We start from the raw sequence: 22,106 nt of genomic DNA, 5'->3' as shown, positions 1-22,106 counted from the left end.
CCGAGGCGATCCGGCTGCTGCCCGACCTGCTGCGGCTCATCCCCCGCCTCGCCCGCGACCGGACCCTGCCGCGCGGGGTACGGGTACGGCTGTGGCTGCTGCTGGCCTACCTGGCGATGCCCATCGACCTGGTACCCGACTTCATCCCCGTCCTCGGCTACGCCGACGACGCCATCGTGGTCGCCGCCGTCCTGCGCTCCGTGGTCCGCCACGCCGGAGCCGATGCTCTGGCCCGGCACTGGCCCGGCACCGACGACGGGCTCATTGCCGTCCGCCGCCTGACCGGCCTGCCCGCCACCTCGAACCCATGAGCACAGCCGTAAAGGGTGTTCCTGACCCTCCTGGTTCTGTCCATGAGAGCGAGCAGCGTTTCGACAGCGGTGTGGGAGGCAGTCGGGCGTCAGTGTGGGCTCGAGTGTTCACGAGTTGCGACAGCGTCGAGGCGGTGGATCGTTTGCAACCGAAGGCCGGTCGTACCTCGTGGCCCCTCAGGCTGCCCGTCTCCCGATGCCTGGCAGGAAGCGTCCGGCGCGGGCCGTGTAGGCGGCGTAGTCGTCTCCGTGGGTGTTCAGCAGGTAGGGCTCTTCGACGACTCGGACCTGGAGCTGGACTGCGGCCACCAGGGCCGCCAACGCGAGGACGGCGACCAGGTTGGGCACCATCAGCGCAAGCCCGGCGCCGGTGACGATCATGGCGGTGAACACGGGGGTTGCGTGCGTGGGCGAAGAGTCCGGCGGTGACCAAGGCGGTGCGCTCACCGGCGTCCACCCCGACCCGCCAGGAGGCGCCCATGGCCAGCTGAGCGGCCGTGGTGAGTGCCATCCCGGCCAGGGTGAGGGCCAGGCCGGTGCCGTGCAGCGCCGCGCTGCTCTCCAGCGTGGGAAGCCCGGCGAGCGGAGCCGCCGGGGCGGCGGCTCCGCCCAGCAGGGCGGCAGCGAACAGCACACCGGCCCACCAGGAGGCTTCGCCGGGGCGGCCGGAGATGCCGCGAAAGCCCGCGTCGCCGGTACGGCGGCGCTGGAGTGCGGCGCGGATGCCAAAGGCGAACCCCGCCCATCCCAGGTAGAGGGCGAGCGCTGCCCAGGCCCAGGCGTTCACCGGCCGCCCTCCGCCTCTGCGGTGCAGCGGGCGCGTCCCGGGCGGCAGCCGCACACAGCGGCGCCGGTGGGCGCCGACGCCGGGGCGGCGGTGGGCGCATCGCGGCGGGCCAGGCTGGGGCCGAGGGACAGGGATCTCTCCGCGGTCATGGTCAGCAGCAGCCCTTCTCGTCGGCGTCCGGGCATGTCCGGTCGGTCTCGACGGCGACCACAGCGGTACGCAGGTCGTCCAGCGCGTGGCCTAGGCGTTCGTCGGCAAGTTCGTAGCGGGTGCGGCGCCCGTCCGGGACGGTGACCACCAGGCCACAGTCGCGCAGGCACGCCAGGTGGTTCGACAGCCGCGTGCGGGAGACACCGAGGGCGTCGGCAAGGTCGGCGGGGTAGGCGGGGGCTTCGCGCAGGGCGAGCAGGATGCGGCAGCGGATCGGGTCGGCGAGCGCACGGCCGAACCGGGCCAGCACCTCGATGTCGGAAGTAACAGTCAGCACACGACGACAGTACAGCAATAAATGAATCCACGAAACCTTGAACTATCCAGTTGCTCGAGCGACCGAGGGAAGCAGGTGCCGTCCGTTCCCGTAAACATCGAGTTGCCGACAAACCGGGTGCTGTCCAACACCGTGAACAAAGCCATGCCGTCCAGGGTGGTTCACCGCCTGCTGGCATCGGTGGCGAAACCTTGGTCGTCTGCTGGGTTCCTGCTCTCCGTTTGCTGGGCTGTCTCTAGGGGGCGTCTTTCTAGGGTCGTTGCCGTCCCCCGGAGGTCCGGCCGACGGACTTTCGAACCGCCAGCGAACTCCCCAGTGTTTGGAGACCTCGATGCGTGCACTGCCCCGCCGCGCCGCCCTCGCCGCTCCCGCCGCCGTCCTGATGTTCGCCCTCGCCGCCTGCGGTGGCGGCTCCGACTCCAGCTCCGGCAGCTCCAAGTCGGACACCCAGCAGGCCCAGAACGCGGGAGGCGCCGAGGCCGCCGGCGACACCGACGACAAGGAGGAGCCGCCGCTGACCGGTGACATCAAGCAGAAGGCCGAGGCCGCCGCGCTCGCCGCGTACCCGGGCACCGTCGTGAAGTCCGAGGAGGACGCGGAGAAGCCCGGCATGTACGGGGTGGAGGTGAAGCAGGCGGACGGCACCACGGTCGAGGTCTACCTCGACAAGTCCTTCAAGGTCACCGACACCAAGCAGGAGGGCACCGAGGAGGAGGACGCCGGCTGACGGCCGCGGGTCAATGCGCCGGAAGGGAGAAACAGGTGCCGCGCGAGCATGAGAAGGCCACCGGGTCACCCTCGGACGTCGAGGCGACGGCAATTCTGGATTCCTCGGCCTCCGCATCGTTGCGAGGAGGGTACGGGGGCCGCTTCGAGGAGGAGGCCTTCGACTATCCCTCCCCCTCTGCCTCCCACGCCTGGTCTTCCGACGAAACGCTGACCGGATCCCCCGAGGCCGCAGTCCCTGAGCCGGAGGCGTCCAGGACGCGCGGAGGTCGTCGGGGGCACTCGCGGGATGAGGGCGGCTGGCAGCAGGCGGCCGTGCGGCACAGGCCGGCCCTGCTGATCGCTGCCGCGCTGGTCCTCCTCGCAGGCTTCGGCCTGGCTCTGTCCACGGTCAGCGAGACCGTGTCCTCCACCCCCGGTCCCGGCGGCACCGCCCCGGTCTCCGCCCCGAAAACACCGGCCCTCCCACCGGACGCGACGGTCCCCGCGAAGCCGCCCGGCAACGCAGCCGGCACAAGCGCCTGGCCGGCGCAGACGTCCCCGTCGCCCAGCAGCGATGATCACCGGGACGACGAACGCGGGCAGGACGACGAGCACGGGCAGGAGGACCAGGGACGCGAGGACGATGACCGCTCCGACGGCTGACTCCCCGCAGTCGGTGCCGTCACCGCCCCGCCGCCGTCCGGCCGATCCTCACTCCCGCGCTGATCGGCCGGACGGCACCCCGTGCCCGCTCACCGTCCCGTACGCCCCCCAGGTCCCAGGCGGCTTCCCGTGAACACCCCAACTCCCCCGGCACAGCTGTGCGAACCTGTCGCCATGCGGCTTCTGCTCATCGAAGACGACGACCGGATCGCCGGGCCCCTCACCGAGGGGCTGGGACGCTACGGCTTCACCGTGGACCACGTCCGCACCGGTGCCGCGGGCCTGGCCGGCACGGCCGACTCCCCGGACCTGGTCCTGCTCGACCTCGGCCTGCCCGACATGGACGGCCTGGACGTCTGCCGCAGCCTGCGCGCCCGCTCCGCCGTCCCGATCATCATGATCACCGCGCGGGGCGAGGAGGCCGACCGCGTCGTGGGCCTGGAGCTCGGTGCCGACGACTACCTCGCCAAGCCCTTCGGCGTACGGGAGTTGATCGCCCGTATCCGCGCGGTCACCCGCCGCACCGGCGCCTCTCCCTTCCCCTCGCCGGGGCCGGCAGCCGCGCCCGAGGTTGCTCAGCCGGCGCCCGGACCCCAGCTGCTCGGCCCGCTGGAGATCAACCGCCGCACCCGCCAGGTCCGCCTGGAGGGCAGTGAAATAGCTGTTACGCCGCGGGAGTTCGATCTGCTGGCCTACCTCGCACAGGACCCCGGTACGGTCTACTCCCGGCAGCAGATCATGGACTCGGTGTGGGACCCGCACTTCTTCGGCCCCACCAAGACCCTCGACGCCCACGTCGCCGCCCTGCGCCGCAAGCTCGGCGATGCCGCGTGGATCACCACCGCCCGCGGCGTCGGCTTCCGCCTGACCATCCCCGGCGAAGACACCGCCTCCGAGAGGGCCGGATGACCCGACGCCTGCTGCTCAGCTATCTCGCCCTGGCCCTGCTGGTGCTGGCCGGCCTGGAGCTGCCGCTCGGCTACATCTACGCCCGCGGAGAGATCTCCCGCGCCTCCCAGAGCGTGGAACGCGACGCCTCCATGCTCGCCGAGGTCACCGAGGAGAACATCGAAAAAGGCAACCTCGAGGCACTGCCCGACGTGGTCGGCGACTACGCCACCCGCACCGGCGGCCGCGTCGTCGTCACCGACAAGCAGGGCATCGTCCTGGCCGACTCCCACCCGGCCGGCCGCACCGGCGGCGACCTGTCCGCCCAGCCGGACATCGCCCGCGCCCTGCGCAACCAGCCCACCGTCACCACCACCACGGACCCCGACGGCAGCGAAGTGCTCTCCGCCACCATGCCCGGCTCCTCGGGCACCACGATCCGCGGCGCCCTCCGCCTGACCTACCCCATGGCCGAGGTGACCGGCCGCATCCACCGCATCTGGGGCGCCCTCGCCCTCGCCGGAGCCTGCATCCTGGCCGCCGTCGCGCTGGCCGCCTTCACCCTCGCCCGCTGGATCACCCGCCCCCTGCGCACCCTGGAGCAGGCCACCACCCAGCTCGCCGACGGGCACCTGGCCAACCCGCCCGACAGCACCACCGGACCGCCCGAACTGCGCAGCCTCGCCGCCTCCTTCACCCGCACCGCCACCCGGCTGCAGCACCTGCTCACCTCCCAGCAGGCGTTCGCCTCGGAAGCCTCCCACCAGCTGAAAACCCCGCTGACCGCACTCCGTCTGCGCCTGGAGAACTTCGAGCCCTACCTCGACCCGCGCGCCCACGGCAGCCTGGAGGAGGCCGTCGGCGAGGTCGAACGCCTCAACCGCATGCTCCACGGCCTGCTCGCCCTGGCCCGCCTGGAGAACACCGCCACCACCCCCGAACCGGTCGACCTGGACGCCGTCATCGCCGACCGCGTCGCCGTGTGGGAGCCATTGGCGGCGGAACAGTACGTCACGCTGGCCGTCACCGGCCTCCCGGCCGGCCGGGTGTGGGCGATCCCCGGGGCTCCCGAGCAGATCATCGACAACCTCCTCGCCAACGCCCTGCGCGTCTCCCCACCCGGCACCACCATCACCCTCCACCGCGCCCCCGGCGCCGAACTGCACGTCATCGACCAGGGCCCCGGCATGACCGAGGCCGACCGGGCCCGCGCCTTCGACCGCTTCTGGCGCGCCTCCGACACCCACCACGACGGCACCGGCCTCGGCCTGCCCATCGTCCGCCACCTGGTGCACGCCTCCGGCGGCGGCATCACCCTCCACCCCGCACCCGGCATGGGCCTGGACGCCCGTGTGCGGCTGCGCCCGGCGGCCGAAACCGGAGGCTTGAGCGCCAAGGCGGCCATCACGGTGCTTCCGCAGTCAGCGCCAAGCCATGGATCGCAAAGTGGAGCTGCACGTCGTCCGTAGACTCCGCCCCAAGGTCCTCGGCGTCGAGTACCGGCGCTGCGACCATCCGTGCCTCGGCGACGAGTTCAGGGTGGTAGTTGAAGCCAGGCCACGGCAGGACGGGAAAGTCGTTCGCCTCTCCGGAGTACGGGACAGCCAGAGCGCCGACGGCGCGGCAGGTGACCGGCCGGCTCACTCGCCATCCCACGGCCCTGAGCGAGGAAGAGCGCGCCGCGCTGAAGGATGTCCTGGCCCGCTGTCCCGAACTGGACACCGCCGCCGAACATCTCCGCGACTTCGGCAAGATACTCACGGTGACCAGCGGGAAGACGGCCGGCAGTGGCCGACTACTCCCCGAGCCCCGACGCCGCATGGGAGCTGTCGACAAGACAGGGTCAGCGAGCGGGCAGTGCGACGGGCGCGTCGCTCGGCACCAGGGAGTCGCGGTCGGCGGCCGACAGCTCCGGTACGTACTTGTACAGCGTCGTACGGGAGACGCCCAGCAGCTTCGCGATCGATGTGATGGTGTTCTCCGGTTGGGCGAGCAGCGCGCGGGCGTGCCGGACCTGTTCCTCCGTCATGGCCGGCGGCCGCCCGACGCGCTCCCCGCGGGCCCGGGCCGCCACCAGGCCCTCGTGGGTGCCCTGCACGATGAGTTCCCGGATGAACTCCGCGAGCGCGGCGAACACGTGGAAGACGAGCCGGCCGCCCGGGGTCGTGGTGTCCAGCGCCTCGTGCAGCGACTGGAAGCCGATGCCGCGCTTACGCAGGTCGGCGACGATGGCGATCAAGTCTTGGATCGAGCGCCCGAGGCGGTCGAGGGAGGGCACCACGAGGGTGTCGCCGGGCTGGGGCAGAGGTCGGCTTGCCGGGGGATCGAACGGTCTGTTGCTTGGTTGCGCGTCGGCGGGGCCGCCGCGCTCACCCGGCCGGTGAGGTGCCCGGAAGGCGGGGAGGGGTGGGGCCGGTGCCCAGGGTGCGGCGTCCGGCCGGACGCCGGGGTACGGGTGCCGGCTTTGTGGTGGCCGGGACGGCGGCGGAAAGGCGTTCTGCGGTGAGTTGGGCGCGCGGCGCCGGGGGCGGGCTGTCGTCCGCGTGAGGCGGCTCGGTAGGGGCGGGTCCGGTGCCCAGCGGGCGGCGGTCGGTCATCGCCCGATTCTCCCCGCCGCCCGGAGTTTCTTCACCGCTCGGTCGGCTGCTCCGGCCCGGCCCACGGTGCGCGCGTGTCGCGGGTGTGCGAGGCGGTGAACTCCGGGCAGCGCCGGGCAGCGCCGGGCAGCGCCGCCGGGGCCCCGTACCGGGGTCTCCCAGGAAGTGGTCGGCGCGCCCGGCCCTCCTTGACCACGCCGGTGAGGTGCGGGTTTTCCCGTCCGGGCCGGGATTGGTGAGGCGCCCTGCGGAACACCCTGTGGGGCTCCCCGGAGAGTGCCGTGCCGGGCGCCTTGGGCGGCGCCTTGGCGGACGCCCTCACCGCCGGCCTCGCGCTACGCGCTCCCGGCGGCCGTGCGTTCCGCACGGATAGTCACGGATGGTAGTGGTGCAGCGGCGCGAGGCGCCGGCAGAACCCCTTGACCCCCCTGCCGGAGCCCGGGTCAAGGAGTTTCGCCGGCGCCTCGCCGCTACGGTCGGTGACGGCTGCGTGAGGGCAGTGTCCGGCGGCGGGGTGGGCAGGCACGAGGGGCCCGGCGGCACCTCCGGGCAGCCCAGCGGTTCCTGTCCGAGTTCAGTCGGATCCCACCCCCACTTCCGGCCCCGCCTCCATCTGATGGCCGCCACCGAGTACCGCACCGAGACGACCGTCCGCTTCGCCACCTGGAACGAGGTCACCGGCGCCACCGTCATGCCCACCACGGTCTGCCCCAGGGCTGGCAACCGCCCTCACCACACCCCGCCACCCGCTCAGCCAGCCATCCTCCAGGCAACTTGGCGATGCTCTGCCACGTGCCTGTATCGGTCAGCCGGTGAAGGCTTCGATCAGGGTCCAGACGGCAAGGGCCGCCATGCAGAGCGCTCCGATGCGCTGCACGGTCTTGAGCGGGACGCGCTGGGCGATGAACCGGCCCACCAGCAGGGCCAGAGCCGAGACGGACATCAGGGCGGCGGCGGAGCCGATCGCGGTCGGCAGCCAGCCGTTGGTGGCGGCCAGGTTGGCGGTGGTGATCTGGGTGAGATCGCCCCACTCGCTGATGAAGACGGTCATGAAGGCGGTGGTGTAGACGGGCCAGAACCCGGTGACCGTGCGGGCGGCCCCGTCCTCGTCGTCATCGTCTCCGCCGCGCAGCAGGACGACGGCTCCGAACGCGAACAGGGCTGCGGAGACGAGTTTGACGGCTATGTCCGGCAGCAGGCCGAGGAGGCTTCCGGCGCCCACCGCGATCGCGACGTGCACGATGAACGCAGTGGACGTGCCGAACCATACGTACAGCGGGCGCATGCGGGTGCCCATGGCCAGCGAGGCGAACATGGTCTTGTCGGGGAGTTCGGCGAGGAAGATCAGCCCGAAGGCGGTGATGATCGCCAGGGGGTCGAATGTCATTCCGGGACGGTGCTTTCTGCTGGGGCCGGGCCGCGGACTCGTACGGCACCCAGGCGGGCGACGGGAGGAACCCTTTCGGCCCGGCACGACGGAGCCGCCCGCACGGTGTGCGGGCAGGGTCATGCCTTGGCCGAAGGTCTCGTCCGCCCCGCATCGTGCGGCGGCCCGGTGGCCGGGACATCCTCGGACGTCCAGTGTGTCGACCAGCGGTTCTCGGGACTACTCCCCTTCGCGGCCCTCATGCTACACAGGCCGCCGCTTCCACAAACTCCATGGCCGGCATCCCCGCTCTCCCAGGGGCCGCCTGCTCCAGGTGCACCACGTCATCCGGCGCGCCGCCCCTCGCGGGGTGGCGCGCCGTCTTGGTGTGGCCGGCTGTACCGGTCCTGCGGGGCCTGGATCACCGGCCCGGCCGGTGCGGTGTCAGCGGTGGTCTGCGTGGCGGTGGTGGCCCCAGGAGTAGTCGTCGATGAAGCGGTTGCGCTGGTTGTGCAGGGTGGCGGTGTCGGAGCGGTTGTCCCAGCCGGAGTGGCGGCGGTCCTGGTAGCGGTCATGGCGGTTGTCGCGGTCGGTTCCAGTGTGGACGCGGACCGTGGAGCGGCCGTCCAGGCGGTAGTGGTGGAAGGTGTAGGTGGCCGTCCTCGTCCGTCAGGGTCCAGCCGTCCAGGTTCACCGCGCGGCGGGTGTCGTTGGCGGTCTCCACCGGTCCGAGGGCTGGGTCGGGAAACCCGGACGGCTGACGACGTGGGAAGCGATGTCGAACACCAGGCTGGTCACCCAGGCACCGATCGGCACCGTGACCAGGATCGGGTGGAACGGGTGGCCGTACGGGCCGGCGAGCCAGGCGCTGACCGGGCGCTTCGCCTGAAACTGTGCCTCATCAGCCATCGCGGCCTCCTCTAATTTCACCAATAAAGCTTGGTCTTATTGAGGGAGGGCGTCAAGAGATGCAGGACAAAGGGTTATGAGAACACTTGCGCCCACGCAGACGAGCGTTACCGTGGTCTTGTGGCTTCCGATCAGACAACGCAGGCCGACACGGCCGGCAGCGCCATCGACTCCGTCAGCGTCCTGAGCGAGGACTCACGGCGGCGCATGTTCGCCTTCGTCCGCCGTGCGGGCCGCGCCGTCACCCGCGACGAGGCCGCCGCCAGCGTCGGCATCTCCCGCAAGCTCGCCGCCTTCCACCTCGACAAGCTCGTCGACGCCGGCCTGCTGCGCGCCCGGTACGAGACGCCCGGCGGGATCCGCAAGGTCGGCAGGCGGCCGAAGGTGTACGAGCCCACCGACGCCCAGATCACCGTGAGCATCCCCGACCGGCGCCACGAACTCCTGGCGGACCTTCTCCTGGACGCCGTCCTGACCGAGGAGGCCGACGAAAACGCCGCGCAGGCGGCGGTGCGGACCGCCGAACAGCGCGGCCGGCAGATGGGCGAAGCCGCGCGGGAGGAAATCCGTCCAGGGCGCCTGGGCCCCGAGCGGGGGCTGACCGTCTGTGAGCGGCTGCTGGACGGGTACGGCTACGAGCCCGTCCGGGAAGGCCCGACCCGGCTCCGGCTGCGCAACTGCCCGTTCCATCCGCTGGCCGCGAAGGCCCCCGACCTGGTGTGCGGCATGAACCAGGCCTTCCTCAGCGGCTACCTCACCGGCCTGCAGGTCAACGGGGTCCAGGCTGTCCTGGCTCCCGAGCCCGGCGAATGCTGCGTGCGGCTGGGCCCGAACGACACCGATCACGATGACCCCATGGCGCGAGACCGCTGACCGGACGCTGCCCTGCCCGCGCGGGCCGCCGCCCGTGCCCGCCCCTGTCCGCCGCGCAGGGATCGGGTGAGAAGGGGCGCGCTCCGCGACCCTGTGCAGGGCTCGCTCACCCGTGACCGTCGCTCGGCGTCTGTCCGCCGAGCTGGGGGAAACGCCCGTTCCGGCTTCCTACCGGAGCATTGCCATGTTGACCATGCGTATCCTGAACCGTCCTGTTCCCTCCACCGAATCGGCAGCACCTGCGGCCGCCGTGCCGGTCGTGACCGCCGCCGACTGCGGCCTGCTGCTCCTCAGGCTGACCTTCGGGCTGCTGATGGCCGGGCACGGTGCCCAGAAAGTCTTCGGGCTGTTCGGGGGCCAGGGCCTGACGGCGACCGGCAAGGGGTTYGCGGCCCTGGGCTACCACCCGGGACAGCTGTTCGCCGCGATCGGGGGGCTGTCCGAGCTGCTGGGCGGCCTCGGCCTGGCCCTCGGCCTGCTGACGCCGCTGGCGGCCGCCGCCCTGATCGGCGTCATGATCAATGCGATGGCCACGGTCACCGGCGCCCACGGCCTGTGGGAGACGGACGGCGGCGTGGAGTACAGCGTGTGCATCGCCGTCGTCGCCCTGGCCGTCGCGGCCATCGGCCCGGGCCGGCTGGCCGTCGACCGTTTCTTCCGCTGGGGCACCGGCGGTTGGAAAGAGGCCGCCTTCGCCCTGAGCCTGGGCGGCGTCGCCGCCGCGATCACGCTCGCCCTGTAGGCGCAAAGCGCCCACCCGCGGCTCTCGCTGCGCGCCGTCGAGGGCCGCGCGCCAGGCGCTCCTGCGCCCGGCCGTGCCGTCCCCGCTGAGTGAGCAGGCCACCGGGGCACCGCGCCTGTATTGATCACGAGCGTTGTCGACATGGGCCGGGCTTGATCATGGTGAAGACCTCCGGTGCGGTGGAGGCGTCGAGTCTTCACCGCACCGGAGGTCGGGTCTTTTCCCAAGGCCGGGTGGTCAACGATCTCCGCGCTCTGTCATCCGAGCATTGACCGGACCGCAGGAACTGGCCGAGTGGTGGGGTTCTGGCGGTCTTGCCATCCCGAGTGCGGAAAGCGACCTTCGGCCGGGCGCTCGTCACTGAGTTCGGCGCTTTGAGGTGACGACGGTGGGCCGAGGGAGACGCGCGTGGCACGGCGTTCACCCCGCCATGACCTGGCCGAGGGCTGGGCGCCTTGCGACGGGTGCCGGACCAGCCTGGTCGCGTGCGGTGTGCAACGCCGTCGTCGCCGGGCTGCTCATTCCCTGCTGGAGGGTCCGGCAGGGCGCAGGTGGACCACCGTCAGGTTTGACACCCGGGACTTGAGACAGCGGCCCTCACACCCGCGGAACTGCGGGTGCGCAGCCGGTCGATCTCAGTGAGCACGCGGTCCACATGCGGACGCACCTGCGCCTGCAACGCATCGCTCCAGTTCTCTTTGGAGTAGGGGCAGTTGAGATAGAGATGCCTGGCGTGGGCGAGGGGGGCGCGGTGCTCGGGCGGGAGCTGGGCGAGGGCCCAGTCGGCGGCGGCGTCTTTCGACTCGATCCGGCCAGTGGCGAGCGTGGTCCAGATGCGGGCGAAGGTCAGCAGGACGTTGCGGGTGTCGCTGTCCAGGTCGTCGAGCAGGCCGGGGATACCCGCCAGGCTCGCCCGGACCAGGTCGGCCTGCGGGACCGGGTCGAGGACCTGTGCCGGGCGTGGGCCGACGAGGGGGTGGTCGCCGGTCAGCGCCATGGTGATCAGCAGGGCCAGATCGGACATCGGCTCCGGCCGGGGGACCTCCCCGGTCTCGTACTCGGCACGCAGCCACTCGCCGTAGAGGAAGTCGCAGGTCGGCGGGTACCGCCACGGCCGCACCTCGGACTGGACGACCACGGTGACCTCGACCGGGCGGGCCTTGTTCCGGGAGCCGGAGATCCGGAGCAGCCCACCGAGGAGCGTCCGTCGATCCTGCTCGTCCATTCGCCGCCGGGAGACGACCAGCACGTCCACGTCGCTGGCCGGCCTGAGGCCGTCGAGCACGGAGGAGCCGTGGAGGTAGGTGCCGGTGACATCTTGGCCCAGCACACCGCCGACCAGCCCCACGATCTCCTGAATCTGATGCACTGCCTCAGCGTCTCCTGTCGTCCGGCGGACTGCACAGCATTATTTGATTCCGTCTGTTCAGGGCGATGTGGGGATGTGCAGGGCGAGGCCGGTTCCGGGGACACGCGGGTGTTCAGGCGGTCTCACACCAGCACGATCGGCGCCTTGAGGAGCTGGTGGTGCCGTCGATCAGCGCGTCGAAGTCGCGTTCGCCCATACTGCGGCGCTTGCCCCTGCCCTGAAGGCCCTGTTCGCCGAGGTTGCCCGGCCGTCGGCGACGGAGCCGGAGCCGGGCGCCTTCTGCCGTCGATGGCGAGTGATGGCCATCGACGGCACGGTCTTCGACGTACCGGACAGCGAGGAGAACGCCGCGCACTTCGGGCATCCCAAGACGCACCGCACCGAACGGTGTGCGTTCCCGCAGGTTCGGGTGGTGGAGCCTGCCGAGTGCGGCACCCGTGCCATCACCTCCGCCCCCTGGGGCCGCGGACCGTGTCCGAACCCGTGCTGGTCCGGGAGGTGTCCGAGGCTCTGGGCGAGGGCGATCTCCTGCTCGCCGACCGCGGCCGCAGAGGCACAGGAGTCGGCAGCGTCCGGCCGCTCCTCCGCGACCGGGACGCAGACCTGTTGCGGCGGATCGCAAGGCCGGCGCGGCCTCTGAGGGGGGTGTACGGCTCCGGGGCCGGAGCCCCTGATCCCGGATGTCCGTCAAAGCGGATCAAGCCCATGCGGATGCTGTGCGGACAGGACGAGCACACAACTGCGAGGGGGCCCGTGTGCAGGGCCGTGTGTCCGGGCCGGAAGCCGCCGTTCGGACCACCTGTGGGGCCCTTCGGGTGATGGCCGGACGCCTCATGGGCCAGGCGGTTGCCGCAGGGGTACGAGGTCTCAGCAGAGGACGAACCCAGAACCCCGCGAGGAGTTTGACGATGTACGCAGCGGTCCGGCGGTACGAAGGAGTGACCGATCCGGCAGAGGCGGGACGCCTCGTGAATGAGGGCTTCGTGCCGCTCATGCGCCAGGTCTCCGGCTTCGTGGCCTACTACTGGGTCGATGCCGGGGACGGAGTGATGGTCTCGACCAGTGTCTTCCAGGACCGGGCCGGTGCCGAGGAATCGATCTCGAGGGCGGCGGACTTCGTGCGGGACAACCTTGCGTCCCTGCTTCCCAACCCTCCCCAGGTCACGGCCGGAGAGGTGCTGGCTTCCGCGTAGCAGCGTTCGGACCGGCCTTCTGGGTTCCCCGTGACGGGGAGCGAGGAGCGGACGTGGCGGGGAGGGCGGGGCCCGCCCCGGCGTTCGGTTTCGACGGTGTTCCTCCTGCGGGTTCGCCGCAGTCTGTCCGGCGGGCGTGAGCCGGGCGAGCCGCACGCTCGTGGTGAACGGGAGACCTGTTGTCCAAGGCCGTGGTACGGCGGCTTGTCACTGTCACCCCGACGGGGATGTCCTCAGGACTGACGCTCGTTCGGTGTCTCTGCGCAGGTGACCTCGTCACGCGGGGTGTAGTGCGTGCGGAACGGTTCCCGCCTCACTTCCCGGCCGTCGTCGTGGAAGACCCGCTCCACGGTGACGTCGAAGCCCTCGAGCGGGGTCTGCGGCACGCACTTCTCAGCGGTGCTCACCTTCTTCGCCGGCTGCTGCACGTTGGTGCGCGGCCCCTTGACCGACGTGATCTCGTCGTACTTCTTCGTGCCGAGGAAGGTGATGGTCACCGAGGTGTCTGTGGACTCGGCCTGGATGTAGACGGCCTTGCCGGAGTCGTTGGTGAACCTCAGGTCGAGGCTGCCCCAGGCGACCGTCGCCTCACGGCCCTCGGGGTAGCGCTCGATGTAGAAGGAGTGGGCGCCGTACTCGACGGGCTTGACCCCGGCGAAGAACATCGCGTTGAAGACGGTCGTGGCCACGGCGGAGACACCGCCGCCGGACGCCTTGGTGTACTGGTTGTCGAAGATCATGATGCCGTCGACGAACCCATTGGCCCGGGTGCGCTCGCCGACGGTCCGGTTGAAGCTCCAGGTCTCGTCCGGCATGACGACAGAGCCGTTGATGAGTTCCACGGCCCGGCCGATGTTCGTCGTGCGGTAGGCGGCCGGCTCGAAGGCGACGGTGAAGGAGGACATCTTCTCCGTCAGCCCCAGACGTGCCGCGTTCTCGCGGGTGACCTCCGGCTGGATCTGCTGTGTGGCCACCTCACCGGTGCGGGCGGCGCCCGACTCGGTGAGCAGGGGCAGGACGGCCTTGCTCAGGGCCTTGTCGGTGACCCTCACGCCGGGTCTGGCGTCGGCGGCCACCACGACCTTCTCGCCCTCGAGCCCCAGCCGGGCGTTCTGGGGCGTGGTGGGGAGGCCGTTCAGGGCACCGGCCACCGCGGGGGCGGCGCGCAGACCCTTACTGTCGAGCTTCGGTGTGAGCCTGCCGGTGTCGTCCGGCCGCATCGTCAGGTACTCGCCCAGCACGGCCGGGGTGATCGTGAACCGCTTGCCGCCCGCGGTGAGCGTGACCGGTGCCGACATCGCCGGCCGCGCGAACTCGCGCACGGCCCGCCGTACCTCTTCCGCCGTGACCTTCGGCCTGGTCTCACGTGCGGGCAGCACCGTGACCGGGTCCGCCGTGCCGCGCAGGAAGGGGGCGCGCAGGGCACCGGTCGCGGCGTCCACGTCCAGCGCGTACCCGGTGCGCGGGGCGACCTGCTCGACACGGCCGTCGGCGAAGGAGACGGCGCCGTCTCGGGCCTTCTGGTCGAGCGTCTTCGCGAGCTTCTCGAGGGTGGCACGGGCCTTGTCCTCGTCGATCCGCACGACCGGTTCGATGTCACCGCCCGAGCGGAACAGCCCGCCGATCACGCTGACCGGATCGGCGCCGGTGGACACCGCCCGGTCAAGGGTCTCCCGGACGTCGAAGGTGAGCCCCGCCTGCCGCGGATCGATCGTGCTCCTGCGGTCGCCGACCTGCACTGCCAGCTTCCGCGGGCCGGCCGCCGCCAGGTGCTGCTCCAGCTTCCGGGCGGCTTCCTCACGGGCCAGGCCCCCGATGTCCAGGCCGCGCACCGTCGTACCCGCCTCGATCTCACCGCCGGTGAGCAGCAGCCCGGCGAGATACAGGCCGCCGATGCCGACGGTCAGCGCACCGCCCGCCAGGGCGACGGGCGGGGACGAGGCTTTTCGAAGGACGGAGGGTATTCGGGGGTGCATGGGTCTCCTGAGCGATCGATGTATCGTACACCCGATACCTCGGCGCTGTGTGCGAGAGCAGTCGGTCAAGCTACGGGCAACCGGGCACCAAGGGTATGTCCCAGTTCGCACCGGGCGTCCCCGCTCAGCGGTCTGAGTGACGAGCGCAACGGCGCCCGGCATGCTCGGCGCCCGGCTCTTCTCCACGAGCGGGCGGCCACTTCGGGCCGTCCCTGCCTCAGTCCTTCAGCGCCTCGACTTCGACATCGATGACTTCGCCGAAGCCGAAGCCGAAGCCGAAGTTGAGGCCCGGCTGCTGTCCCGGGGCGCCCCCGCCCGGAACCCCGGCCGGACCCGACTGCTTCCTGGTCCTCACGGACCCCGCGGGCCGTCCCTTCCGCCCGGGCCCGCGGAAGCCGCACAAGAAGCCTCCGGAAGGGTCGGACGACCCGGGCCGGAATTCTCGCCCTTCAGGGCGGGGAGCACGTCAAAGCAGTCCTCCCAGCGGCAGGACCCGCTCGGTGAGTTGTCCGCGCAGCCTTCCTCCGGTGGTGTCGGCTTCGGCGAGCCAGTCGGCGGCGATCAGCAGTTCGGCGTGCCCGGTGATTTCCTCGGGCTGCAGGGCGCAGAACGCGGCGGCCTTGTCCAGATCCAGTCCGTCGTCCTCGGCGTGTCCGAGGCGGCCGTCGGGGCGGGTATGGGCGGCGCTGTACAGGGCGAGGAGCCGGGTGGCGGCGCCCAGTTTCTTCTTGCGGATCTTCCGGTCGCCCACGGCTTTCTGGGCCCAACCGGAGATCTTCGAGTGGGTGGTCTTGCCGAAGACGAACGGGCGGGGCTGTTCGGGCAGCAGCGTGGGGACGGTGACCGCGGTGGGGTCCTCGGGCCGGGAGGCCAGCGCCTCGGTGACGGTACCGGGCAGGCGCAGCCAGTCGGCGGCGACCAGCTGTTCCAGCACTCGCTCGGCATCGCCCTGCAACCAGGCGGTGAGGTCTTGTCCGGTGATGTTTCCGATGCCGGCGCGCGCGGCACGCAGGGTGAGCAGGAGCACCGCGAGGTGCACCTCGGCCTCGGGGTGCGGGGCGTGGTCCTGGACGTGGCCCAGCACGGTACGGGCGTGCACCGCCTGTTGCCGGGTCAGGAGCCGTTCCACCACCGGGCCGTTCCCGCTCGCCGTGCCGATGGGCCCGCCGACCCGGTTCTCGTGCATCTCGAGGGTGGTCTGCGCCGCCTTGCGGGCCCGGTGCGCCTCATGACGCAGGGTTCCGTCGCCGGTGACATCGGCCCACAGGGCGAACGCACGAGCCTTGCGCTCGTGGAGTTCGGCAAGGACGACGAGGTCGGGCTCGGCGCGCTGCTGATAGGCACGGAACGCATCCCCGAGCTCGGTGAGTTCCACACGCAGTACGTCGGGCTGAAGGTCGTGCGGCACGGTCCGCTGCGCGATCTTCCCCCACCGCTTCGCCCGCTGGGGCGCTCCCCCCGGTGAGGCGGTGCGGGCGCCGGGCGTCACGGCGGATCCGGCGGCCGGGGAAGAAGCGTCGGCAGAAGCAGAAGCAGAAGCAGAAGGGGGCAGAGGGGAAGGGGCGTGGTCGGAGAACACCGCCGCCACATTCCCGCCTGTCGGCTCCCGGCCCGTCTCCGGCTTTCCCGCCGCTTCCCGTCCCGCCCCGATCGGGGCCGGAGCGGGGCGTGGCGGCGGGGCGGTGTCCAGGACGCGGCAGTCGGGAATGGCGGCCGCGCAGCGCACGCACGTTTCCGCGATGCGCCACAGCCGCCCGGCACGGTTCGCGTGCACCATCAGGACCACCGGTCCCCCGCATCGCACCGTCCCCTCCGCCGGTCGCGCCCCGTCACGCCTGCCGGTGAGGACGTCGGAGGTGTGCCACGCACAGTCGGCGGCGCGGCAGCCGCACCATGCCTCGCCGCGCGGCCCGCCGTCCGCCCGGATGCGGGCCAGATGCATGTTGACGTGTTCGACCGCGGCCTTGCGTCCTGCGGGAGTGCTGGAGAAGTGCTGGTCGGCGCAGGCCGGGCGGGAGCAGGAGAGCCGGACCGTGCCGGCGGAGGGGCGGCCGTGGGCATCCAGGCGCACCGCCCACACCCTCCCCGCGACGCGCTCCTGCTGCGTACCGGCTTCCACCGTCATGTGCGTACTCCCAGCGTTGCCTGATCCGTCGTCCCGGGCGGTCCCCATCATCGGGGAAACCGGCTGACCAGTCGCTGCGAAACGGAAATTTCACCCCGGCGTGCCCTGTCCCCGTGCCGGATCGTCGGTCCACCGGACTCCGGTGCGGGAGCCGTCGCCGCGCATGCGGTCGGGCGCCGCCGCTGGGCGGCACCCGACCGGAGAGGAGTCACCTCCGGGGCGCGGCCCCGCGCTCCTTCAGCAAGGCGGTCATCAACTCCACCTCCGACTGCTGGCCCTCGACCATGCTCTGCGCCAGCTTCTGCTCGGTGTCCACCTCGCACTGCGAGACGCAGGCGCGGGCCATGTCGACGCCGCTGATGTGGTGGTCGATCATGAGCTGGAGGTAGAGGATCTCCGCCTGATCGTCCTCGAGCTCACCGAGCCGGTCGAGTTCCGCGGCCGTGGCCATGCCCGGCATCAGGGACCCGTCCTTCGACTCGTGGTTCTCGTGGCCACCGTGCATCCACGCCATGTACCCGTCGGGCGAGATCTTCGGCAGCTCCCACAGATCGAGCCAGCCGAGCATCATGCCGCGCTGGTTGGCCTGAGTCTGCGCGATGTCGTACGCGAGACGCCGGATGTCCTCGTCGGCCGTACGGTCACGGACGATGTACGACATCTCCACCGCCTGCTGGTGGTGGACGGCCATGTCGCGAGCGAACCCCGCATCGGCGGAGTCCGCGGCCGGAACGCCGACCGTCCGCTCGCTTTCCCTGCTCACCATGACCAGGACCGACAGGGCCACGACCACGGCGACGAGGGCCGCCGCGCCGACGGTCAGCCAGCGGGCGAGGCCGGGCCGCGGGCCGGGTGCCTCTCCCGGATCCGTGGCTCGTTCCGCCATGAGCGTGCCGGTCATGACGCCATCAAGCCGCCCGAGCAGGCGGCACCCGGCTCAGGGGTCTGGGGCCCCTGGACGTACTTGGTGAAGAACTGGTCGATCCGCGGATCCGATGCCTTGTCCACGGTGAGCTGGCGCCCCCAGGCCGACAGCATGATCGCTCCGGACTGGTCCGTGACCGGGCTCATCAGGCTGTACGGGGTCCTGGAAACCTTGTCCCCGAGAGCCTTGACGTCGGCGTCGGCGGCCTTGTCGTTGTAGGTGACCCAGACTGCGCCGTGCTCGAGAGAGTGGACGGCGTTCTCGTTCGGTATCGCCTCGGTGTAGACGGTGCCCTCGCAGGTCATCCACGCCTGGCTGTGGTCGCCGCCGACCGGTGGGCTCATCGCGTACTTCACGGCGCCCTGGACGTGGTTCCGGGTGAGCTTCTTCGCCTCCCAGGTCCTCTCGCCCTGTACGGGCTTCTTCGCCTCGGCCGCCTGCTGCTCGCTCTTCTCGTTGGCGCTGTTGAGGGCGTACCCGCCCCACCCGACCAGCCCCGCGACGATGACCGTGCTGAGCGTGATGGTGATGATGCGGCGACGGCGCTCCCGCGCTCTCTCGACGCGACGCATCTCTTCGACGCGGGCCTTGCGGGCAGCCGCGGCTTCCTTCTTGCTGATCTTGCTCATGACTGAGTGAGTCCTTCTCCCGCCGTTCGGCGGTGGGTGCAGGGGTGATGGACGGATACCGCTCGGCACCTGCGCGAACGTGAGCGCGGGGCGCGGCAGGGCACCGTCAGGTCCGTTGCACCTGGAGGACGTGGAGGTCGGGAGCGCTGTGCGCCGGCGGGGGCTGTGCGAGGACCGCTGGGTGCTGCGCGTGACACGGGAAGCCCGGCATGCGGGTCAGGACCAGGGGCGGAGTCTGCGGGGGCGCGCCGAGCACGACCGGTACGTCGTGGGCGACGGGGGAGCAGCAGGGATCGCCGGGGGAACAGTCGCCCTGCCGGACGAGGGACATGACGGGGTGCTCGGCCGGGGTCCCCACCGCCACCGTCTTGCCCGCGGACAGGGCAGTCGGGGGAGCGGCGTCGCCCTCGGCGCCGCTGTGCCCCGCGTACCCCAGGCACACCACCAGGGCGGCGAGCAGGACGGCAAGGGCAGGGCAGAGGACCGCGGCGCGAACAGTCCACCGCGGGCCGTGTCCTCTGTCCTGCGCCGACCGCGCACAGCTCCTCATCAAGGGTGATGTTAAGCGGTCCCTGCGGGAGACCTGACGGCCGGTCCCGGACTGTCAGTGATCGTGCCCGTTTGTGCGGAGCGGGCGGACGGAGGCGCGGGATGCCCCGTGGTGCGAACGGTCGGCGCTGCGGTCGCTCTCGAGGTGTGCGGGCCGTGCGCGAGGTACCCGTGAGGTGTGTGCGCAGGGTTTACTCCCTTCTCGAAAATACCCCCGGGGGTACCTGTGTTACTGTCGATTACATACCCCCAGGGGTAATTCTTCGCTGAAGGGAGTACCTCGTGTTCTTCGTCGACACGATCGAGGTGCAGGGGCTCGGCAACCGCGGTTATCTGGCAGGAGGCGAGCAGACGGCGGTGGCGGTCGACCCGCCGCGCGACGTCGACCGGGTGGTCGCGGCGGCCGTGCGGCGCGGGGTGCGGATCTCGCACGTCGTCGAGACGCACCTCCACAACGACTACGTCACCGGTGGTCCGGAGCTGGCCCGGATCACGGGCGCCGCCTACCTCGTGCCCGCCGGGGCCCGTGTCGCCTTCGCGCGCGTACCGGTGCACGACGGCGACCACGCGGACATCGACGCCGCTGCCGGTCTGACCCTGCGCGCCCTGGCCACGCCCGGTCACACCCCGCACCACACCTCCTACGTGCTGGAGGAGAACGACACGGCACGCGCGGTCTTCACCGGCGGCTCGCTGCTGATCGGTACCGTCGGGCGCCCGGACCTCGTGGAGCCGCGCCTGACCGAGCACCTGGCCAGGGCACAGCACGCCTCCGTGCGCCGGCTCGCCGCCGAACTGCCCGAGGAGACGGCGGTACTCCCCACGCACGGCTTCGGCAGCTTCTGCTCGTCCACCCAGGCTGAGGGCGACAGCACGACGATCGGCAAGGAGAAGGCTTCCAACGAGGCCCTCACCCGGGACGTGGACACCTTCGTCGCCGACCTGCTGGCCGGTCTGGAGGACATACCCGCCTACTACGCGCACATGGGACCGGTCAACGCCACGGGCCCCGCGCCCGTCGACCTGACCCGGCCCGCCCTCGCCGACGCCGAGGAGATCGCCGCCCGGCTGGCGGCGGGGGAGTGGGTGGTGGACCTGCGCAACCGCGTCGCCTTCGCCGACGGACACGTCTCCGGCTCGTTCAACTTCGAGGCCGAAGGGCAGCTCGCCACCTACCTGGCCTGGCTGATCCCCTGGGGCAAGCCCGTCACACTGCTCGCCGAGTCGTCCGAGCAACTCGCCGTCGCCCAGCGCGAGCTGGTTCGCGTGGGCATCGACCGCCCGGCCGCCGCGGCCACCGGAGGGCCGGCCGACTGGGTGCGCGAGGACGAGGAGCCGGCCTCCTTCCCGCGGGCGACCTTCGCCGACCTCGCCGGCCGGCACCCCGCGGAGGGCGTCGTCGTCCTCGATGTCCGGCGTGCCGCGGAGCGGGCCGGCGGACACGTCCGGGGATCGGTGCACATTCCGATACACACCCTGCACAGGCGCCTCGACGAGGTTCCCGAGGGTGAGGTGTGGGTGCACTGCGCGGGCGGTATGCGTGCCGCCGTCGCCGCCTCCCTCCTGGATGCCGCGGGGCGCGAGGTCGTCGCCGTGGACGACTCCTTCGACGCGGCCGGGCGGGCCGGACTCACCGTCCGCAGGGGCTGACGGCTGCTGACGGCACGGACGCCGCAGCGGGCCGCGCCGGCCCTTCGCGCCGGCATGGGAAACACAGGAACAGGAAACCGACATGAGCATCTTCCGGCGAGGCCGCAGCCGCCCGGACCGCGTGACCGTGCGGCAGGCGGAGCCCGCTCCCCGAGCCGTCCACCCGCCGCTGTCCACGCCGGCCGCCCGGGCCGCGGCGGGGCTGCCGGTGACGGACCCGCACGGCGCGAACGGCGCCCTCACGTGAGCGCTCTCGTCCTCGCCCTGGTGGCCGGGGCCGCGATCGGTCTGGCACTCGGTGCGCTCGGAGGCGGCGGCAGCGTGCTGGCCGTCCCGGCCCTGATCTACCTGCTCGGCTTCACCCCGGTAGAGGCCACCACCGCGAGTCTGGTCGTCGTCGCGTTCACCTCGGTCGCCGCATTGCCCGCGCACGCCCGTGACGGCCGGGTGCGGTGGTGGACGGGGATGCTGTTCGCGGCGGCCGGGACCGGCCCGGCGATGCTGGGCGGTGCGCTCGCCGGGCGCCTTCCGGAGACGGCGCTGACGGCGGGGTTCGCCGTGGTGGCGGCAGCGGCCGCGCTGCGCATGCTGCGGGCCCGGCCGCTCGCGGACACCGTCGTGCCGGTCCGGCCGGGCCGCGCGGCGGCGGCCGGCGCCGGGCTCGGCGCCGTCACCGGCGTGCTCGGCGTCGGGGGCGGCTTCCTCGCCGTACCGGCGCTGACGGGCGTGCTCGGCCTGCGCATGCGTGAGGCGGTGGGCACCAGCCTGCTGGTCATCACCGTCAACTCCCTGGCCGCGCTGGCGATGCGCGCCGGCACGCTCGACACGTTGGACTGGGCGGTCGTCGGGCCCTTCGCCGGAGCGGCGATCCTCGGCGCGTGGGACGGGAAGCGGCTGGCCGCGAAGGTATCCGGAGGCACACTCCAGCGGATCTTCGCCGTGGTGCTGTCGGCCGTGGCCGCCCTCATGCTGCTCGACGCGGTGATGACGTGACGCGCCGCGGCCCCCACACCCCGGCGAGTCCTGCGCCGGGAAGGCGAGCCCCTACGCCAGGGACAGGAACAGCTTCTCCAACCGGGCGCGCATCTGCTCGGTGTCCTCCCCGTTCTTACGACCGGACTCCATGTCCACCACGCACTGCTGCAGGCCCGTCGCGATGATCGCGAAGCCGGCCCGGTCGAGCGCGCGGGAGGCCGCGGCGAGCTGCATGACGACCTCCTCGCAGTCGCGCCCCTCCTCGATCATCCGGATCACCCCGGAGATCTGACCCTGCGCCCGGCGCAGCCGGTTCAGCACGGCCTTCAGGTCCGCACCCTCGAGCTCCAGTTCCACGACCACTCCTCGAAAAATACCCCTAGG

At 71.6% G+C, this 22,106-nt stretch carries 25 protein-coding genes and 1 pseudogene; 11 read left to right on the top strand and 15 right to left on the bottom strand.

From position 1 onward, the window contains the following. A partial coding sequence (locus tag DIZ27_RS48430) for a YkvA family protein (protein ID WP_109378735.1) occupies positions 1–311 on the top strand: 311 nt, incomplete at its 5' end. Positions 312–488: 177 nt separating this feature from the next. On the opposite strand, the gene DIZ27_RS47040 is transcribed toward DIZ27_RS48430, so the two are convergent. From DIZ27_RS47040 to DIZ27_RS14195, 3 genes are all read right to left on the bottom strand, one after another. Then, a complete protein-coding gene (locus DIZ27_RS47040; RefSeq protein ID WP_258308359.1) occupies positions 489–704 on the bottom strand; it encodes a hypothetical protein in 216 nt (71 codons plus the stop codon). 390 nt (positions 705–1,094) lie between these two features. Further along, positions 1,095–1,247, bottom strand: a complete 153-nt coding sequence (locus DIZ27_RS45695; RefSeq protein WP_181383517.1) for a hypothetical protein — start codon at positions 1,245–1,247, stop codon at positions 1,095–1,097. Between the two features lie 2 nt (positions 1,248–1,249). After that, the gene (locus tag DIZ27_RS14195) at positions 1,250–1,585 is read right to left on the bottom strand and encodes a helix-turn-helix transcriptional regulator (protein WP_109378734.1); all 336 of its coding nucleotides are present in this window, start codon (positions 1,583–1,585) and stop codon (positions 1,250–1,252) included. Positions 1,586–1,916: 331 nt separating this feature from the next. On the opposite strand from DIZ27_RS14195, the gene DIZ27_RS14190 reads away from it, so the two are divergent. The 4 genes from DIZ27_RS14190 to DIZ27_RS14175 all read left to right on the top strand — a co-directional run bounded on the left by DIZ27_RS14190 (position 1,917) and on the right by DIZ27_RS14175 (position 5,313). Continuing rightward, a complete protein-coding gene (locus DIZ27_RS14190; RefSeq protein ID WP_109378733.1) occupies positions 1,917–2,312 on the top strand; it encodes a PepSY domain-containing protein in 396 nt (131 codons plus the stop codon). Between the two features lie 314 nt (positions 2,313–2,626). Next, a complete protein-coding gene (locus DIZ27_RS14185) occupies positions 2,627–2,956 on the top strand; it encodes a hypothetical protein (protein ID WP_109378732.1) in 330 nt (109 codons plus the stop codon). A 174-nt stretch (positions 2,957–3,130) separates the two neighbouring features. After that, the gene (locus tag DIZ27_RS14180) at positions 3,131–3,865 is read left to right on the top strand and encodes a response regulator transcription factor (RefSeq protein ID WP_109378731.1); all 735 of its coding nucleotides are present in this window, start codon (positions 3,131–3,133) and stop codon (positions 3,863–3,865) included. Beyond that, positions 3,862–5,313, top strand: coding sequence for a HAMP domain-containing sensor histidine kinase (locus DIZ27_RS14175; protein WP_109378730.1), 1,452 nt, complete (start codon positions 3,862–3,864; stop codon positions 5,311–5,313). Before DIZ27_RS14180 ends, DIZ27_RS14175 begins: the two co-directional genes overlap by 4 nt. 374 nt (positions 5,314–5,687) lie before the next feature. Here DIZ27_RS14175 and DIZ27_RS14165 read toward each other — a convergent pair whose 3' ends face one another. The 4 genes and pseudogenes from DIZ27_RS14165 to DIZ27_RS14150 all read right to left on the bottom strand — a co-directional run bounded on the left by DIZ27_RS14165 (position 5,688) and on the right by DIZ27_RS14150 (position 8,716). Next, complete coding sequence (locus DIZ27_RS14165) at positions 5,688–6,149, bottom strand: recombinase family protein (RefSeq protein WP_309074859.1); 462 nt, start codon at positions 6,147–6,149, stop codon at positions 5,688–5,690. Between the two features lie 1,097 nt (positions 6,150–7,246). Then, entirely contained in the window at positions 7,247–7,828 is a 582-nt protein-coding gene (locus DIZ27_RS14160; protein WP_109378729.1) for a TMEM165/GDT1 family protein, read from the bottom strand. Positions 7,829–8,251: 423 nt separating this feature from the next. Next, a pseudogene (locus DIZ27_RS47030) lies at positions 8,252–8,531 on the bottom strand (lamin tail domain-containing protein); the annotation flags it as partial. Further along, positions 8,498–8,716 (bottom strand): DUF2231 domain-containing protein, encoded by a 219-nt coding sequence (locus DIZ27_RS14150; RefSeq protein WP_109378728.1) that lies wholly within the window; start codon positions 8,714–8,716, stop codon positions 8,498–8,500. The gene DIZ27_RS14150 and the pseudogene DIZ27_RS47030, both read right to left, overlap by 34 nt. Positions 8,717–8,836: 120 nt before the next feature. On the opposite strand from DIZ27_RS14150, the gene DIZ27_RS14145 reads away from it, so the two are divergent. Further along, entirely contained in the window at positions 8,837–9,589 is a 753-nt protein-coding gene (locus DIZ27_RS14145) for a metalloregulator ArsR/SmtB family transcription factor (RefSeq protein ID WP_109378727.1), read from the top strand. A 193-nt stretch (positions 9,590–9,782) separates the two neighbouring features. Beyond that, entirely contained in the window at positions 9,783–10,331 is a 549-nt protein-coding gene (locus DIZ27_RS14140; protein ID WP_375231967.1) for a DoxX family membrane protein, read from the top strand. Positions 10,332–10,893: 562 nt separating this feature from the next. Here DIZ27_RS14140 and DIZ27_RS14130 read toward each other — a convergent pair. Then, positions 10,894–11,700: an aminoglycoside adenylyltransferase family protein gene (locus tag DIZ27_RS14130; RefSeq protein ID WP_109378725.1), complete on the bottom strand. Its 807-nt coding sequence runs from the start codon at positions 11,698–11,700 to the stop codon at positions 10,894–10,896. A gap of 908 nt (positions 11,701–12,608) precedes the next feature. On the opposite strand from DIZ27_RS14130, the gene DIZ27_RS14120 reads away from it, so the two are divergent. Next, entirely contained in the window at positions 12,609–12,893 is a 285-nt protein-coding gene (locus DIZ27_RS14120; protein WP_109378723.1) for a hypothetical protein, read from the top strand. A gap of 233 nt (positions 12,894–13,126) precedes the next feature. Here the strand turns inward: DIZ27_RS14120 and DIZ27_RS14115 are convergent, their stop codons facing one another. The 6 genes from DIZ27_RS14115 to DIZ27_RS14095 all read right to left on the bottom strand — a co-directional run bounded on the left by DIZ27_RS14115 (position 13,127) and on the right by DIZ27_RS14095 (position 19,098). After that, positions 13,127–14,869 (bottom strand): VanW family protein, encoded by a 1,743-nt coding sequence (locus DIZ27_RS14115; RefSeq protein ID WP_109378722.1) that lies wholly within the window; start codon positions 14,867–14,869, stop codon positions 13,127–13,129. A 217-nt stretch (positions 14,870–15,086) separates the two neighbouring features. Further along, positions 15,087–15,224 (bottom strand): hypothetical protein, encoded by a 138-nt coding sequence (locus DIZ27_RS45690; RefSeq protein WP_181383516.1) that lies wholly within the window; start codon positions 15,222–15,224, stop codon positions 15,087–15,089. A 111-nt stretch (positions 15,225–15,335) separates the two neighbouring features. Beyond that, positions 15,336–16,994 carry a hypothetical protein gene (locus DIZ27_RS14110; RefSeq protein ID WP_109378721.1) on the bottom strand — a complete coding sequence of 553 codons (1,659 nt, stop codon included), beginning with the start codon at positions 16,992–16,994 and terminating at the stop codon, positions 15,336–15,338. 208 nt (positions 16,995–17,202) lie between these two features. Further along, on the bottom strand, positions 17,203–17,895 hold the full coding sequence (locus DIZ27_RS14105) for a DUF305 domain-containing protein (RefSeq protein WP_109378720.1): 693 nt from the start codon (positions 17,893–17,895) through the stop codon (positions 17,203–17,205). Continuing rightward, the gene (locus DIZ27_RS14100; protein WP_109378719.1) at positions 17,892–18,548 is read right to left on the bottom strand and encodes a DUF3105 domain-containing protein; all 657 of its coding nucleotides are present in this window, start codon (positions 18,546–18,548) and stop codon (positions 17,892–17,894) included. The genes DIZ27_RS14105 and DIZ27_RS14100 overlap by 4 nt, the downstream gene beginning before the upstream one ends. A gap of 106 nt (positions 18,549–18,654) precedes the next feature. Continuing rightward, positions 18,655–19,098 carry a hypothetical protein gene (locus DIZ27_RS14095; protein ID WP_258308357.1) on the bottom strand — a complete coding sequence of 148 codons (444 nt, stop codon included), beginning with the start codon at positions 19,096–19,098 and terminating at the stop codon, positions 18,655–18,657. Positions 19,099–19,379: 281 nt separating this feature from the next. On the opposite strand from DIZ27_RS14095, the gene DIZ27_RS14090 reads away from it, so the two are divergent. The 3 genes from DIZ27_RS14090 (at position 19,380) to DIZ27_RS14085 (ending at position 21,740) form a co-directional block, all read left to right on the top strand. Continuing rightward, entirely contained in the window at positions 19,380–20,747 is a 1,368-nt protein-coding gene (locus tag DIZ27_RS14090) for an MBL fold metallo-hydrolase (protein WP_109378717.1), read from the top strand. An 82-nt stretch (positions 20,748–20,829) separates the two neighbouring features. Continuing rightward, on the top strand, positions 20,830–20,994 hold the full coding sequence (locus DIZ27_RS45685) for a hypothetical protein (protein WP_181383515.1): 165 nt from the start codon (positions 20,830–20,832) through the stop codon (positions 20,992–20,994). Further along, positions 20,991–21,740: a sulfite exporter TauE/SafE family protein gene (locus DIZ27_RS14085; protein ID WP_109378716.1), complete on the top strand. Its 750-nt coding sequence runs from the start codon at positions 20,991–20,993 to the stop codon at positions 21,738–21,740. Before DIZ27_RS45685 ends, DIZ27_RS14085 begins: the two co-directional genes overlap by 4 nt. Before the next feature lie 51 nt (positions 21,741–21,791). On the opposite strand, the gene DIZ27_RS14080 is transcribed toward DIZ27_RS14085, so the two are convergent. Then, positions 21,792–22,079 carry a metal-sensitive transcriptional regulator gene (locus DIZ27_RS14080; protein WP_109378715.1) on the bottom strand — a complete coding sequence of 96 codons (288 nt, stop codon included), beginning with the start codon at positions 22,077–22,079 and terminating at the stop codon, positions 21,792–21,794. Positions 22,080–22,106: the final 27 nt, after the last annotated feature.

It is taken from the genome of Streptomyces sp. NWU339 (genome assembly GCF_003143855.1).
GTDB lineage: Bacteria > Actinomycetota > Actinomycetes > Streptomycetales > Streptomycetaceae > Streptomyces.
Note: the sequence above shows the minus strand (reverse complement) of the source record. Positions and strands in the feature narration are given on the sequence as shown.